The organism is Frankia sp. AgB1.9 (assembly GCF_016786355.1).
GTDB lineage: Bacteria > Actinomycetota > Actinomycetes > Frankiales > Frankiaceae > Pseudofrankia.
Window position 1 is genome coordinate 1 of the sequence record NZ_JADWYX010000107.1, and the last position, 14,719, is coordinate 14,719.

Genomic DNA, 14,719 nt, shown 5'->3' on the forward strand with positions numbered 1-14,719 from the left:
GCGCGGCGGGCGCCGGGGCCGCGCCGCCCCCCCCCCCCCCCCCCCCCGCCGCTGGCCGGCGCGGCCGTCCAGCGCCGCGCCGGAGCAGGCGTCAGTCGAGGGTCTCGACCGCCGCCTCCATGCCCGGCGGTAGCGCTCCCGTCGCGCGGACCCAGCCCGTGGCGGCGAGCCGCTCGGCGGCGAGCCGGCCCAAGGTGACCGCGATGGCGGTGACCAGGGCCCACACCATCGCCTCGCGCCAGGTTGTGTCCGGGTGCGCCGGGTCCAGCCGCGGCTCGCCGCCGCGGACCTTCCGATAGGCGAGGTCGACAGTCCTGGTTGCCGCGGCGCCACCCGCGGCGGTTGCCGCCCCTCCAACGATCTTCCAGCCGACCTTGGAAATCGGTCCAGCCAACGCGCACCCCTCTGTGTCCGCAGCAGTGTCTGTCATCCGCTGTGCCCGTTCGCGGCGATTTCACCCGTCCGGCCGCGGACGGTGGCCACGCCGTCGCGGTACCTACCCAGCTGGTCACGCCCGTAGGGTCGCGGCCATCTCGTCACGGTCGTCTCGTCACGACCAGCCCGGCACCGTCAGGCCGTCATCGTCAGTTGGCCACGGTCCTCCGGTCACGCCCAGCTGGTCACTGACCGCATCACCAGTATCGTCCCAGCCGCCGACCCCGACGTCCCCCAGGAGCCGCCATGACCGCTCTCGACCCCTCCCCCGGCCTGGTGGCCGCGGCCGAGCTGGCCGACGGCGCCGGGCAGCCGACGGTCGACGTGCTGGTCCGACGGCTCGACCCCGGGCTTCCGCTGCCGGCCTACGCGCAGCCGCTGGACGCCGGCGCCGACCTGGTGGCCGCCGCGGACGTGACGCTCGCCCCCGGGGAGCGCGCGGTCGTCGGCACCGGGATGAGCATCGCGCTCCCGGCTGGGTATGCCGCCTTCGTGCATCCCCGTAGCGGGCTGGCCGCGCGGCACGGGCTCTCCGTGGTCAATGCACCCGGTACCGTCGATGCCGGCTACCGTGGAGAGATCAAAGTGATTCTCCTCAACACGGACCGGACCGAGCCGATCCGATTGTCCCGGGGCGACCGGATCGCCCAGCTCGTCGTGCAGCGGGTGGAGCACGCCGCCTTCCGCGAGGTCGACGAGCTGCCGGCATCGACACGTGGCGCCGGAGGCTTCGGGTCGACCGGAGGCTTCACGTCGGGTCACCCTGGTCGCTGATCCGCGGGCCGGCTTCCCAGCGGCCCCGACGGGCCCCCGGGGCGTCACCCCGGCCCTGCCGAGGACCATCAGGCAGGGCACCCGGTGCGATCGGTTCCACGGTGGATCCATGACCCGGGCTGACCGGCTCGGCTACCCAGGCACGGCAGGAAAGGAAAGGCCATGGCATTCGGGCGCCGCCGCAGGCAGGAGGCCGACGAGGCCGCGTTCCACGACGACGAGCTGGAGTCCGGCGAGCACTTCACCGGCGAACCGGAGGGCCCCTACGACGTCACCAAGGCGCCGCGCGACGACGTGCAGCGTCTGGACGTCGGTGCCCTGCGGGTGCCGGCGCTGGAGGGCGTCCAGATCCAGTTCCAGGTCGAGGAGGCCACCGGCCGGCCGATGAGCGTCGTCATCGCCGACGGCCAGAGCGCCATGGAGCTCGCCGTGTTCGCCGCGCCGAAGACCCGTGGCCTGTGGGAGGACGTCCGGGCCGAGATCGTCGAGCAGCTGGAGTCCACCGGCGGCGCGCCGCGGACGGTGGACGGCCGTCACGGCCGTGAGCTGGAGCTGGCGCTGCCGACCCCGGTGCCCGGGCAGCTCGTCCCCGGCCGGATGATCGGCGTCGACGGGCCGCGCTGGTTCGTGCGCGCCGTGATGACCGGGCCGGGCGCGATGGACCCGCGCGAGGCACCGCTGCTGGAGGAGACGCTGCGCCGGCTGGTCGTCGTCCGCGGCGACGAGGCGATGCCCGTGCGCGACCCGCTGCCGCTGAAGCTGCCCAAGGAGGTCACCGACCACGTCGAGGGCGGCGAGGGGGACGACGACCCGCGGGGCACCGGCACCGACTCGACCTCCGGCCGCCCCCAGATGCCGGTTCCCGGCGCCCGCATCGCCGAGCTGCGTTGACCCGAGGCGCGGGGCTGGCTCAGCCGTCCAGGCGGTCAGCCGTCCAGGCGGCGCAGCTCCGCGCGGAAGAGCTTGCCGTTCTCGACGTAGTGCTCGGCGGCCATGGCGATGCCCGCCGCGTTCGCCGCGCCCTCGCGGATCTTCGCCGGGACACCGAGCGCCATCGCGCCGGGCGGGACGACGCCGTTGTTGCTGACGACCGCGCCCGCCCCGACGATCGCGCCGGTGCCGACCCTGGCGTTGTGCAGCACGATCGAGCCGGAGCCGATCAGGGCTCCGTTGTCCACCACGCAGCCCTCCAGGTGAGCCAGGTGGCCAACCACGCAGTCATCGCCCACGGTGGTCGGGTGCAGAGCCGTGGTGTGCACGACGGTGCCATCCTGGATCGAGGTCCGGGCGCCGATGATGATCGGCCCGGTGTCACCGCGTAGGACGGCCCGCGGCCAGATCGACGACTCGGGACCGATCGTCACCGACCCGATCACGGTCGCGTCCGGATGCACGTACGCCGACGGGTCGATGTCGGGAATCCGGTCCCCGAGCGCGTAGATAGCCAAGGCTGCCTCCAAGACCTGCCCCGGCCGCGGGCCACGGCACTGCCGCTGGCCGGCGCCCCGGCGGCGCGATTGCTGACGGTGAACTGCCAGAACCTGGCATCCCCGGTCATCTTCCCGCGAACGACGGTGCTGATGCCGCACTCGCCGCCCGGTTGCCCACCGCGACGCCGGTCACAGCGACCTGGCGCGTCGATCGCCCGAGGACTCTGATGGCCACAGCGCGACGGACCGGGAAGCCGGCCCGGCCCGGGCCGGCACACGCAGGCACGGCCCGGCGCTCGCGGCCACCGGAGCCCATGATCGCTAGTTCGGCCCTCTGGTGGTCGTGGAAATGCCGCATCCACGACCACCAGAGGGCTCAAACGGCGATCAAGCACCGGCTACCGCTGCCCGCCGAGGGCGAGCGGTCAGACCGCGGCGGGCTTGGGGGCCAGGTCGACGGCGACGGCGATCTCGCCGGAGCCCGAGACCAGCACCAGCTCGGCGATGCTGCCGGCGTTGCGCAGGTCACCGGCCACCGGTTCCAGCAGTGCCAGCACGTCCGGCTCGGCGGTGACCCGGCTCGACGCGACCTCGGCCTTCATCGACACCTTCGCCTCGGACTTGGCCCGCCGCACCGCCGACAGGACCGTGCCGACGATCTCCAGCTGGCGCGCGGGCGCGGACTCGGCCAGCTTGCGCAGCTCCGGGGCCTGCGGCCAGCGGGCACGGTGCACCGAGCCGGCCTGCCACCAGGACCAGACCTCCTCGGTGACGAACGGCAGGCACGGCGCGAACAGCCGCAGCAGGGTCGAGAGCGCCACCGCCAGCGTCGCCTGCGCGGACGCGGCCCCGGCCTCCCCCGCCCCGCCGTAGGCCCGGCCCTTCACCAGCTCGACGTAGTCGTCACAGAACGTCCAGAAGAACGACTCGGTGACCTCTAGCGCGCGGGCGTAGTCGTAGCCGTCGAAGGCCGCCGTCGCCTGGTCGACCACGTCTGCCAGCGTCGCCAGCAGGGCCCGGTCGAGCGGCTCGGTCACCGCGGCCGCCGTCGCCTCGGCCGACGCGTCCCCGACGGCGTGGCCGGCGAACACGGCGTCGGCCCCGGCCGGCCCACCGGCGGCCTGGTCCGAGCCGGCGGCGATCCCGAGCGCGAACCGGCTCGCGTTGAGGATCTTGATCGCCAGGCGGCGGCCGATCTTCATCTGGCCGACGTCGAACGCCGTGTCGGTGCCCGGCCGGCCGGAAGCCGCCCAGTACCGGACCGCGTCGGAGCCGTGCTCCTCCAGCAGCCCCATCGGGGTGACGACGTTGCCCTTGGACTTCGACATCTTCTTGCGGTCCGGATCGAGGATCCACCCGGAGATCGCCGCGTCCGACCATGGCAGGCAGTCGTGCTCCTCGTGGCTGCGCACCACGGTCGAGAACAGCCAGGTACGGATGATCTCGTGCGCCTGCGGGCGCAGGTTCATCGGGAAGACCTTGGCGAACAGGTCCGGGTCGTCGATCCAGCCGGCGGCGATCTGCGGCGTCAGCGAGGACGTCGCCCAGGTGTCCATGACGTCCGGGTCGCCCTCGAACCCGCCGGGCACGCCACGCTGCTCGGCCGTGTAGCCGGGCGGGATGTCGGTCGACGGGTCGACCGGCAGGGTGGCCTCGGCCGCCACTATCGGAGCGTCATACCGCGGCTCGCCGTCGGCGTCCAGCGGGTACCAGAGCGGGAACGGCACGCCGAAGAACCGCTGCCGGGAGACCAGCCAGTCGCCGTTGAGGCCGTCGACCCAGTTCTCGTAGCGGACCCGCATGTGCTGCGGATGCCAGTTGAGCTGGCCGCCGCGTGCGCGCAGCGCTGCGCGCAGCTCCTCGTCACGGCCGCCGTTGCGCAGGTACCACTGCCGGGTGGAGACGATCTCCAGCGGCCGGTCGCCCTTCTCGTAGAACTTCACCGGGTGGCTGATCGGCCGCGGCTCGCCCTTGAGGGCGCCGGACTCGGTGAGCATCTCGACGATCCGGGTGCGTGCGCCGCCCACCGCCTTGCCGGCGAGCTCGGCGTACGCGGCCTTGCCCGCGTCACTGTCGATGGCCGCCGGTGGGTCGGCGAGCAGCCGGCCGTCGCGACCGATCACCGCGCGGGCCGGCAGGTTCAGCTCGCGCCACCAGATCACGTCGGTGAGGTCACCGAACGTACAGATCATCGCGATGCCGGAGCCCTTCTCCGGGTCCGCGAGCCGGTGCGCGACGACGGGCACCTCGACGCCGAACAGCGGCGTGCGCACCGTCTTACCGAACAGCGCCTGGTAGCGGGCGTCCTCCGGGTGCGCGACCAGGGCGACGCAGGCCGCCAGCAGCTCCGGGCGGGTCGTCTCGATGATCACCTCGCCGTCGCCGGACGACTTCCCGAAGCCAAGCGTGTGGTACGCGCCGGGCCGCTCCCGGTCCTCCAACTCGGCCTGGGCCACGGCGGTGCGGAACGTGACGTCCCACAGCGTCGGCGCCTCGGACAGGTAGGCGTTGCCGCGGCCGAGGTTGTGCAGGAACGCCCGCTGGGCGACGGCCCGCGAGCGCGCGTCGATCGTCGCGTAGGTGTGCGTCCAGTCGACGGACAGGCCGAGGCGGCGCCAGAGGTCCTCGAACCCCTTCTCGTCCTCGATCGTCAGCTTCTCGCACAGCTCGACGAAGTTGCGCCGGCTGATCGGGACCTGGTCCTTGCCCGGCTTCGCCGGCGGGACGAACTCGGGGTCGTAGGAGACCGAGGGGTCACAGCGCACCCCGTAGTAGTTCTGCACCCGCCGTTCGGTCGGCAGGCCGTTGTCGTCGAACCCCATCGGGTAGAAGACCTCACGGCCGCGCATCCGCTGGTAGCGGGCGATCAGGTCCGTATGCGTGTACGAGAAGACGTGGCCGACGTGCAGCGAGCCGGACACGGTCGGCGGCGGCGTGTCGATCGAGTAGACCCGCTCGCGGTCGACCGTGCGGTCGAACCGGTACGTCTGCTCGTCCCGCCATACCGTCGACCAGCGACCCTCGACCCCGTCGAGACTCGGCTTCGCTGGGATGGCCCGGGCCGGCCGCACTGCCGTCGCCTGAGCTTCGTCTGGTGACCTCACGTAGCAAGTTTACGGGTGATCGCAAGCTGTTAATCAGCCGGTGCGCTGCTGGCGGTTGCCGCCACCTCGCCGTCCCGTCCGTCACTACGACGAAACAAAGATCTCGCGGGGCCCTGTCTGGATCTGCCCGAATGTCCCTAAAATCCCGCTCGGTGGGGGCAGAACGGCTCCGATGCGAGCGGGGCTCCGATACGAGGACGGTTCATCGGATGACCGTCGGTGATGACCGTGACTGGTGGGCGGCCGTTCCGCCCCCTGCGCCCCAGGTCCAATTCCCTTCGGGCGGTGGGCCCGAGGCAGAGCCGTACATCTTCATCAACACACCGAGCGGGCCGATCGCGGTTCCGCACTCGGCAGCCCCAATGGAGGCGTGGGGGCAGTATTCCGGTCCGGCGGCGGGAACCGCACCGAGGCCGGCCGCTCCGCCCGACCCGAGCACGGGCCCGATCCGCCCGGATGGATGGCCGTACGCCCAGGACTGGACGACGACGGCCGAGCCGGGACTCTTCCCGCCCGCCGCACAGCCTCCGACGGAGAGCGCGGACACGGCGTGGGATGACGAGTGGGATGCCTTCGAAAGCGGTCGGTGGGGCCGCGGCCAGCGGGGCGATGGCCGGCGGGGCGACCCGGTGTCCTCGCGCGACCGCTTCCGGGTCTACCTGACGTCCGAGCGCGAGTCCGCCGCTATGTACCGGGAACTCGCCGAGGTCAGCGACGGCCCGCGGGGCGAGGTGCTGCGCGAGCTCGCTGACGTGGAAGACCAGCACGCCGGTCACTGGGAAGACCACCTGCGCGCGCTCGGTGAGCCCGTTCCCTCCGCCCGTCGCCACCGGCGCAGCCTGCGGCTGCGCATCGTGATCCTGTTGGCCCGTTGGTTCTCGCTGTCCGCCGTGCTGCCGATGCTGGAGGCCAGCGAGCTCGCCAGCGCGGGCCGTTACGACGATGAGATCGCAGCCGCCCCGGGCATGCGGCAACAGGAACGACACCACGCCCGGATGCTGGCCACGATGTCGGTGCGACAGGCGGCGGGCGGAGGGATCGGGGCGAGCGAGCGCTGGCACCGTGGCGACCGGTCCGGGGCGCTGCGGGCGGCCGTGTTCGGCGTCAACGACGGGCTGGTGTCGAACGCCGCGCTGGTACTCGGTTTCATCGGCTCCGGGGCGCCGAGCCGAGCGATCCTGCTGGCGGGGGTGGCCGGGCTGCTCGCGGGGGCGTTCTCGATGGGGGCCGGCGAGTTCGTGTCGGTGTCGAGCCAGCGGGAGATGTTCGCCGCCGAGATCCGCCGCGAGGAGGACGAGCTGCGCCACTTCCCCGCTGGGGAGGAACACGAGCTGGCGCTGCTCTACCAGGCGAAGGGGCTACCGAAGGAGCAGGCCGAGGAGACCGCGCGCAAGATCATGGCGAATCCCGAGACGGCGCTGGACACCCTCGCCCGAGAGGAACTGGGACTGGACCCGGACGAGCTGGGCTCGCCGTGGGCGACGGCGGCGGCGAGCGCGGCGTCGTTCACGGCTGGCGCTCTGGTGGTCGTGCTGCCGTTCCTGGTCGCGTCCGGCACCGCGGCGGCAGTCACCGCGGTGCTGTTGACGGCTATCGCCCTGGCTGTCGTCGGCGGCGGCCTGAGCCTGCTGGCCGGCGACCCGCCTCGGCGCGGCGCCACTCGGCAACTGCTCGTCGGCGGGCTGGCCGCCGCGGCCGCGTTCGGCATCGGCGGTCTGCTCGGCATCAGCGGAGCCTGAGCAGCCAGAGCAGCCCTCTGGCGGTGACTAGCCGCGGTCGGCGCGGGGCTCCGCGGCGAGGAGGTCTACGAGAAAGCCGAAGATCGCGGGTGGTGCGGCGATGTAGAGGGCCTCGCTGCCGGGGGCGCCGTCGAGGCCGCCGGTGACGGCACCGGCCTCGGTGGCGATCAGGCCGCCGGCGGCGTGATCCCAGGGCTTCAGGCCACGCTCGTAGTAGCCGTCCAGCGTGCCTGCTGCGACGGAGCACAGGTCCAGCGACGCGGCGCCCATCCGCCGGATGTCCCGGACCTTCGGGATCACCCTCGTCAGCACGTTGATCTGGGCGGTCCGACGCTCGACGGTGTAGCCGAACCCGGTGGCGATCAGAGCCATGTCCAGGCTCTCGACCGCCGAGACCCGCAGTGGGGTGCCGTCGAGCGCCGCCCCGGCGCCACGCAGCGCCGTGTAGGTCCGCCCGAGGGCCGGCGCGTACACGACTCCGGCGACGACCTCGCCATCGACCTCGGCGGCCAGCGACACGGCCCAGTTCGGCAGGTTGTAGAGGAAGTTGACCGTCCCGTCGATCGGGTCGACGATCCAGCGCACCCCGGACGTCCCGGTCGCGTCGGCCCCCTCCTCGCCGAGGATCCCGTCGTCCGGCCGGGCCTCGAGCAGCCGCTTCGCGACCAGCGCCTCGGACGCCCGGTCGAGCGCGGTGACGACGTCCGTCGGCGACGACTTGGTCGACTCGGCCGCCACCGTCCCGGCCCGCCCGCGCAGCGCCAGCTGCCCCGCCTCCGTCGCGACCTCCACCGCCAGCGCCAGCAGTTCCTCAGCCCCCGGCCGATCAGCCATCCCGCCGCTCCTCACCACCCATTGCCCCCTCGGCCACCCGGCCCGCGCCCATCCTGCCAACCCGACCTGAACACGAGAGCCGGCCCCGATCCCCGCCCGCTGTGAGCCCGCCCACGCACGCGGCGTTCTCAGGGATGGCCCGGCGGTTCAGCGCACCGGCGCCAACCTCCGTCGCCTCTCGATCTCGCCGTCTTGCCACGGCCGTGATCCATTAAGTACTGTATGACCCAACAGTGTCCGAGTCAACCCTTTCGTTGCGCAGCGTATTCACCATTGCACCTGGAGGTACCATGAGCGTCGTGACCGAGCACGTTCCCCGCAGGATCACCCAACGAGAGCTGCGGGACGACGCCGGTGACATCCTGCGCGCGGTCGAGAGCGGCGAGACCTTCGTCGTGACGCGGGACGGCGATCCCATCGCGGAGCTCACGCCGGCACGCCGATCGAAGTTCGTGCCGATGGACGAGATCCTGGCGACGTTCGCCAACGAACCAACCATGGACGCAGACCAGTTCTTCGCGGACCTTGACGAGTTCGACGGCCGGGGCCTGATCAGTGAATGAGCCAGTCAGTCTCCACAGTCGCGGCCTGCTGGACACCAACGTGATCATCCACATGCCGGTACTCACCCAGGGTCAGCTTCCTCGGGAGGGCTTGATCAGCGCGATCACGCTAGCCGAGCTCACTGCCGGGCCGCACGTAGCGAAGGATCCAGTTGAGCGAGCGACCCGCGTCGGCCGTCTGCGACGGACTGAGGCAGCGTTCGACACGCTTCCTTTCGACGTCTCAGCTGCCCGTCAGTACGGTCCGGTCGACGCCGCCGTCCGCGCCGTCAACCGCGATCCACGGGGCCGCCTCGCGGACCTTCTGATCGCCTGTGTCGCCATCGCGCACCAGCTGCCCTTGTTCACGGTCAATCCGAAGGACTTCGCGGGACTGGAGCGCATGCTTGAAGTCGTGCCCGTCAGCCACCCCTGACGCCACGACGCTCTTCGAAAAGGCGGGGCCGGGGAGCCTCGCTCCCCGGCCCCGCCCCGTCTAGCGCGCCAGGCCTCAGATCAATGAGCGCAGGACGTAGGGCAGGATGCCGCCGTGGCGGTAGTAGTCCGCCTCGCCGGGGGTGTCGATGCGGACGACGGCGTCGAAGGACTTGTCGCCGGCCTGGACGGTCAGGGTGGTGGTCTTCTCGCTGATCTCCGAGAGGCCGGTGACCGTGAAGACCTCCTCGCCGGTGAGGCCCAGGGACTCGACGGAGTCGCCCGGGGCGAACTGCAGCGGCAGCACGCCCATGCCGATCAGGTTCGACCGGTGGATGCGCTCGTAGGACTCGGCGATGACGAGCCGGACGCCCAGCAGCGCGGTGCCCTTGGCTGCCCAGTCGCGGGACGAGCCGGAGCCGTACTCCTTGCCGGCCAGCACGACCAGCGGGACGTTGTCGGCCGCGTACTTCTGGGCGGCGTCGTAGATCGCCATCTGCTCGCCGTCCGGCAGGTGGCGGGTGACGCCGCCCTCGGTGCCGGGGGCAAGCCGGTTGCGCAGCCGGATGTTGGCGAACGTGCCGCGGATCATGACCTCGTGGTTGCCCCGCCGCGAGCCGTAGGAGTTGAAGTCGCCGGCGGCGACGCCGTGCTCGGTCAGGTAGCGGCCGGCGGGCGAGTCCTTCTTGATGTTGCCGGCGGGCGAGATGTGGTCGGTGGTGACCGAGTCGCCGAGGACCGCGAGCACCCGGGCGTCGACGATGTCGGTGCGCGGGGCCGGGGTCTTCGCCATGCCCTCGAAGTACGGAGGGTGCCGGACGTACGTCGAGTCGGGTGCCCAGTCGAAGGTCTGCGAGACCTCACCGCCGGAGCCGACGGGCAGCGACTGCCAGCGCTCGTCGCCGGACAGGTCGGCGTAGTCACGCTCGAACATGTCCGAGGTGATCGCCTCGGCGACGACCGCCGCGACCTCCGCCTCGGTCGGCCAGATGTCGCGCAGGTAGACCGGGCTGCCGTCCGGCGCGTGGCCCAGCGGGTCCTTCACCAGGTCGACGTCCATCGTGCCGGCAAGGGCGTAGGCGACGACCAGCGGCGGGGACGCCAGGTAGTTCATCTTGATGTCCGGGTTGATCCGGCCCTCGAAGTTCCGGTTGCCCGACAGGACCGAGACGACGGCCAGGTCGCCCTCGTTGATCCCCGCGGAGATCTCCTCCTGCAGCGGGCCGGAGTTGCCGATGCAGGTGGTGCAGCCGAAACCGACCAGGTTGAAGCCGACCTTCTCCAGGTACGGCACCAGCCCGGCGCGGTTGTAGTAGTCCATGACGACCTTGGACCCGGGCGCGAGCGTGGTCTTGACCCACGGCTTGCGGGTCAGGCCCTTCTCGACGGCGTTGCGGGCGAGCAGCGCGGCGCCGATCATGACCTGCGGGTTCGAGGTGTTGGTGCACGAGGTGATCGCGGCGATCGCGACCGCGCCGTGGTCGATCGAGAACGAGGTGCCGTCGGCCAGTGTCACCGCGGTCGGGTTCGACGGACGGCCCTTCACGTCGCCGGCGATCCCGTTCGAGGAGGCCGGGAAGTCCGACGGCTTGTCCTCGATCGCGGTCGGCGAGTCGGACGCCGGGAACGACTCGGAGTCGGCCTCGTCCGCGCCGCCGGCGGCGAGCGGGACGGCCTTGGCGTAGTCGGCGAGCGCGACCCGGAACTTCGGCTTCGCCGAGGCGAGCGGCACCCGGTCCTGCGGCCGCTTCGGGCCGGCCAGCGACGGCTCGACGGTCGAGAGGTCGAGCTCCAGCGTGGTCGTGTAGTCGGCCTCGCGGGACGGGTCGTGCCAGAGGCCCTGCTCCTTGGCGTACGCCTCGACCAGTGAGATCAGCTCGGCGGGGCGGCCGGAGAGCTTCAGGTAGTTCAGCGTCTCCTGGTCGACCGGGAAGATCGCGCAGGTGGAGCCGTACTCCGGGCTCATGTTGCCGATCGTGGCCCGGTTGGCCAGCGGGACGGACGTGACACCCTCGCCGTAGAACTCGACGAACCGGCCGACGACGCCGTGCTTGCGCAGCTGCTCGGTGATGACCAGGACCATGTCGGTGGCGGTCGTGCCGGCGGGCAGCTCACCGGTCAGCTTGAAGCCGACGACGGTCGGGATGAGCATGCTGACCGGCTGGCCGAGCATCGCGGCCTCGGCCTCGATGCCGCCGACGCCCCAGCCCAGCACGCCCAGGCCATTGATCATGGTGGTGTGGCTGTCGGTGCCGACCAGGGTGTCCGGGTAGGCCAGCGTGCCCTCGGCGGTCTGCTTGGTGAAGACCACGCGGGCCAGGTACTCCAGGTTGACCTGGTGGACGATGCCCGTGTTCGGCGGGACGACCGTGAAGTTGTCGAACGCGGCCTGGCCCCAGCGCAGGAACTGGTAGCGCTCCCGGTTGCGGCTGAACTCCAGCGTCGCGTTCAGGTCGAACGCGTCCTGGCGCCCGAAGTGGTCGGCGATGATCGAGTGGTCGATCACCATCTCGGCCGGCGCCAGCGGGTTGATCTTCGCCGGGTCGCCGCCGAGGGCGACCATCGCCTCGCGCATCGCGGCGAGGTCGACGACGCACGGCACACCGGTGAAGTCCTGCATGATCACCCGAGCCGGGGTGAACTGGATCTCCTGGCTGGGCTCGGCCTTCGGGTCCCAGTTCGCCAGCGCCCTGACGTGGTCGGCGGTGATGTTCGCGCCGTCCTCGGTGCGCAGCAGGTTCTCCAGCAACACCTTCAGGCTGTATGGAAGGCGGTCAGCACCGGGCACCGCGTCCAGCCGTCGGATGGTGTAGGCGCGCTCCCCTACTACCAGCTCTCCGGTGCTCCCGAAGCTGTCCATGCTTGTCGTCTCCTTCTGTCACACCCAACGCGCCGCGTTCCGTCGACTCGGCGCACCGCCCAGCCGGTTGGGCCGGCGGAGGGCACGGTCGAACAGGGGCCGGTCGGTCACCGCCCCGCGCCCATCCTGGCACTCCCAGGCCGGCTGCCCACACCTCGGCGGACGGGGTGACCGTCGCATCATCACCGAGTTACTTAGCTCTGCTAACTATAGCGCCGACCGCGACCAGGGGCTTGGTCCAGTCACGGCGGGACCCCGGCTATCAGAAAGGTCACAGATCCCGGCTGGGCGCGGTCAGCCTCGCGCCGGGCCCGCGGCGGACTCGTCGCCCAGCGCGGGGCGGTCCTGACAGAAGGACGACCGGCGCAGGCGCCGCAGCGCGGTCCAGCGCTCGTCCGGGGTCGGCGGGACGGGCAGCGGACTGGCGGCCGCCCGCGCCCAGGTCTCGACCGGCGCCCGCGGCGCCATCAGCGTCACCTCGGGCAGCTCGGCGGCCAACGGGCGCGTCTCGGGCAGATCCGGCGCGAGCACGGGCGTCCCGGCGGCGCAGCCGGCCAGCACGACGGCGACGAGACCCCCGCCGTCCGGCGTCGAGCCCGCTCCCCTGGCACCACGGCGTGGCGCGGCGGGCGGGGCAGGGACGACGAGCAGGGCCGCCTCGACGAGCAACCGCGCGATCTCGTGCGGCGCACGCGCGCCGACCAGGTCGAGGGCACCGACCACGCCCGCCGCGGTGGCCCGCTCCAGCAGCCGGCCGCGCTGCGCCTGCGGCAGCGCGCCGACGAGACGCAGCCGCGCCGGCTGGCCGGAGTGACGCAGGGCGGCGAGAAGGTCGATCGCGCTGGCCCGGCCGTGCTCGTCGTCGGCCGCACCCAGGTGCAGCACCGTCCAGGCGGCCTCCTCCGCACCGGTCCGGCCGGGGCGGCCGCGCGCGGCGATCGCGACTCCGAACAGGGCGAGGTCAAGGGGCGGCGCGACACCGGGCGCCGCCGTCCCGGTGGCCGGCTGCGCGGGCGCCCCGGCGGGCGGCGCGGCGACGGGAGCTCCGGGCGCCGACGGCCGCGGGACGGTCGGGGTCGCAGGCGTCTCGGCGGGAGCCGGTCCGGCTGGGCCCCCGGTGGGCGGGATGACAGAGGCGGCGTCCGGCCCGCGCTCGGTCGGGTTCAGAGCGACTCCACCCACGCGGACGCCGGGACGATCAGGCTCTCCGCGTCCGGGGCGCGCCGTTGGGCCGGGACGGCCGGGCCCGGCGGCAGCCAGCGGCGGGTGTCGAGCACCGCGCGCGCGAACCGGCTGACCAGGCCGCGCGGGAAGAGATCGTGGTCGACGAGGACGACGACGAGATCCGCGGCGGCCAGCTCGGCCTCGTCCAGCTCGACCAGCCGGACCGGGGCACCGACCTGGGCCGGGTCGACATGCGGGTCGGCGGCCCGGACGTCCGCGCCGAGCCGGGCCAGCAGGGTGGCGATCCGCACCGCCGGCGACTCCCCGACGTCACCGGTGTTCCGCTTGTACGAAAGGCCGAGCAGCAGGACACGGCTGCCGCGCACCGGCCGGCCGCGGTCGTTGAGCAGCTGGCCGGCGCGGCGGACGACGTAATCGGGCATCTGGTCGTTGATGTCGCGGGCCAGCTCCAGGAAGCGCAAGGAGCGCCCGGCGCCGCGACCGGTCTGCCACGGCGGCCCGGAGGGGTCGAGCGGCAGCCATTGGCCGCCGACGCCCGGGCCGGGGGTGAAGCGCATGAACCCGTAGGGCTTGGTGGCGGCGGCGTCGATCGCCTCCCAGACGTCGACGCCGAGCTCGCCGGCGACCATCGCCAGCTCGTTGACCAGCGCGATGTTGACCTGCCGGAAGGCGCCCTCCACCAGCTTGGCGAGCTCGGCGGCCCGGGTGGACGAGACCGGGACGGTCCGGGCCGCGATCGTGTCGAAGAAGCCCTGGACGGCGGCCAGCGAGGCCCGGTCGACGCCGGAGACGACCTTCGGCGTGTTCGCCAGTCGCCAGGTCCTGTTGCCCGGGTCGAGGCGCTCCGGCGAGTAGCCGAGCCGGAAGTCCCGGCCCGCGACCAGCCGAGACCCGGCCTCAAGGGTCGGGCCGAACAGCTCCTCGGTCGTGCCCGGGTACGTCGTGGACTCGAGGATGACCGTGGCCCCCGCCCGGAGGTACGGGGCCAGACCACGAGCGGCCTCGGTGACCGCGGCGAGGCCTGGGGTTCCCTCGCGCGGCGACGTCGGGACGGTGACGACCGCGACGTCGAATCCCTCGGCACCGGTGTACGAGGCCGCCGGCCGGTAGCGGCCACCGTCGAGCGCGTCCCGCAGCTGCGCGTCGCTGACGTCGTCGGCGCAGGACTCCCCTGTCGCGAGCCGCGCGACGCGCTGCTCGTCGACGTCGAGGCCGACGACCCGCCACCCCACCTCGGCCGCGCGCATCGACAGCGGCAGACCCACGTGCCCCTGGTCGACCACCACCAGCTTCCCGAGCTCCTCCATGGGCTGATTGTTATCGAACGAACACCTACGGCGAGGTAACTCTCGCCCGTGTCGCCCTCCGGCGCGCCGCTCCG

General features: G+C 72.5%; 12 protein-coding genes. 5 read left to right on the forward strand and 7 right to left on the reverse strand.

Annotation, left to right across the window (positions count from 1 at the left end; all coding sequences use genetic code 11):
- Positions 1-91: 91 nt before the first annotated feature.
- On the reverse strand, positions 92-394 hold the full coding sequence (locus I6A60_RS31550) for a DUF4235 domain-containing protein (protein ID WP_203023614.1): 303 nt from the start codon (positions 392-394) through the stop codon (positions 92-94).
- Positions 395-681: 287 nt separating this feature from the next.
- On the opposite strand from I6A60_RS31550, the gene dut reads away from it, so the two are divergent.
- Both dut and I6A60_RS31560 read left to right on the forward strand, forming a co-directional pair.
- Entirely contained in the window at positions 682-1,209 is a 528-nt protein-coding gene (gene dut, locus I6A60_RS31555; protein WP_203023613.1) for a dUTP diphosphatase, read from the forward strand.
- Positions 1,210-1,371: 162 nt separating this feature from the next.
- Entirely contained in the window at positions 1,372-2,100 is a 729-nt protein-coding gene (locus tag I6A60_RS31560) for a DUF3710 domain-containing protein (RefSeq protein ID WP_203023612.1), read from the forward strand.
- 35 nt (positions 2,101-2,135) lie between these two features.
- Here the strand turns inward: I6A60_RS31560 and I6A60_RS31565 are convergent, their stop codons facing one another.
- Positions 2,136-2,657, reverse strand: coding sequence for a gamma carbonic anhydrase family protein (locus tag I6A60_RS31565; protein ID WP_203023610.1), 522 nt, complete (start codon positions 2,655-2,657; stop codon positions 2,136-2,138).
- Between the two features lie 407 nt (positions 2,658-3,064).
- Positions 3,065-5,743 carry a valine--tRNA ligase gene (gene valS, locus I6A60_RS31570; protein WP_307873957.1) on the reverse strand — a complete coding sequence of 893 codons (2,679 nt, stop codon included), beginning with the start codon at positions 5,741-5,743 and terminating at the stop codon, positions 3,065-3,067.
- A 209-nt stretch (positions 5,744-5,952) separates the two neighbouring features.
- Between valS and I6A60_RS31575 the strand changes: the two genes are divergently transcribed.
- Entirely contained in the window at positions 5,953-7,482 is a 1,530-nt protein-coding gene (locus I6A60_RS31575) for a VIT1/CCC1 transporter family protein (RefSeq protein WP_203023608.1), read from the forward strand.
- A gap of 27 nt (positions 7,483-7,509) precedes the next feature.
- Here I6A60_RS31575 and I6A60_RS31580 read toward each other — a convergent pair whose 3' ends face one another.
- A complete protein-coding gene (locus I6A60_RS31580; RefSeq protein ID WP_203023606.1) occupies positions 7,510-8,316 on the reverse strand; it encodes an inositol monophosphatase family protein in 807 nt (268 codons plus the stop codon).
- A gap of 290 nt (positions 8,317-8,606) precedes the next feature.
- Between I6A60_RS31580 and I6A60_RS31585 the strand changes: the two genes are divergently transcribed.
- Together I6A60_RS31585 and I6A60_RS31590 are read left to right on the forward strand one after the other, a co-directional pair.
- Positions 8,607-8,879, forward strand: a complete 273-nt coding sequence (locus I6A60_RS31585; RefSeq protein ID WP_203023604.1) for a type II toxin-antitoxin system Phd/YefM family antitoxin — start codon at positions 8,607-8,609, stop codon at positions 8,877-8,879.
- Positions 8,872-9,294: a type II toxin-antitoxin system VapC family toxin gene (locus tag I6A60_RS31590; RefSeq protein WP_374113428.1), complete on the forward strand. Its 423-nt coding sequence runs from the start codon at positions 8,872-8,874 to the stop codon at positions 9,292-9,294. The genes I6A60_RS31585 and I6A60_RS31590 overlap by 8 nt, the downstream gene beginning before the upstream one ends.
- 75 nt (positions 9,295-9,369) lie before the next feature.
- Here I6A60_RS31590 and I6A60_RS31595 read toward each other — a convergent pair whose 3' ends face one another.
- From I6A60_RS31595 to I6A60_RS31605, 3 genes are all read right to left on the reverse strand, one after another.
- Positions 9,370-12,153 carry an aconitate hydratase gene (locus I6A60_RS31595; RefSeq protein WP_203021577.1) on the reverse strand — a complete coding sequence of 928 codons (2,784 nt, stop codon included), beginning with the start codon at positions 12,151-12,153 and terminating at the stop codon, positions 9,370-9,372.
- A 294-nt stretch (positions 12,154-12,447) separates the two neighbouring features.
- The gene (locus tag I6A60_RS31600; protein WP_203021576.1) at positions 12,448-13,335 is read right to left on the reverse strand and encodes a glycosyltransferase; all 888 of its coding nucleotides are present in this window, start codon (positions 13,333-13,335) and stop codon (positions 12,448-12,450) included.
- Positions 13,317-14,645: a nucleotide sugar dehydrogenase gene (locus I6A60_RS31605; protein ID WP_203021575.1), complete on the reverse strand. Its 1,329-nt coding sequence runs from the start codon at positions 14,643-14,645 to the stop codon at positions 13,317-13,319. The genes I6A60_RS31600 and I6A60_RS31605 overlap by 19 nt, the downstream gene beginning before the upstream one ends.
- Positions 14,646-14,719 lie beyond the last annotated feature (74 nt).

Coding starts and splice junctions, on each gene's coding strand:
- I6A60_RS31580 (WP_203023606.1), bottom strand. CDS start 8,316: ATGGCTGATCGGCCGGGGGCTGAGGAACTGCTGGCGCTGGCGGTGGAG.
- dut (WP_203023613.1), top strand. CDS start 682: ATGACCGCTCTCGACCCCTCCCCCGGCCTGGTGGCCGCGGCCGAGCTG.
- I6A60_RS31575 (WP_203023608.1), top strand. CDS start 5,953: ATGACCGTCGGTGATGACCGTGACTGGTGGGCGGCCGTTCCGCCCCCT.
- I6A60_RS31585 (WP_203023604.1), top strand. CDS start 8,607: ATGAGCGTCGTGACCGAGCACGTTCCCCGCAGGATCACCCAACGAGAG.
- I6A60_RS31560 (WP_203023612.1), top strand. CDS start 1,372: ATGGCATTCGGGCGCCGCCGCAGGCAGGAGGCCGACGAGGCCGCGTTC.
- I6A60_RS31595 (WP_203021577.1), bottom strand. CDS start 12,153: ATGGACAGCTTCGGGAGCACCGGAGAGCTGGTAGTAGGGGAGCGCGCC.
- I6A60_RS31605 (WP_203021575.1), bottom strand. CDS start 14,645: ATGGAGGAGCTCGGGAAGCTGGTGGTGGTCGACCAGGGGCACGTGGGT.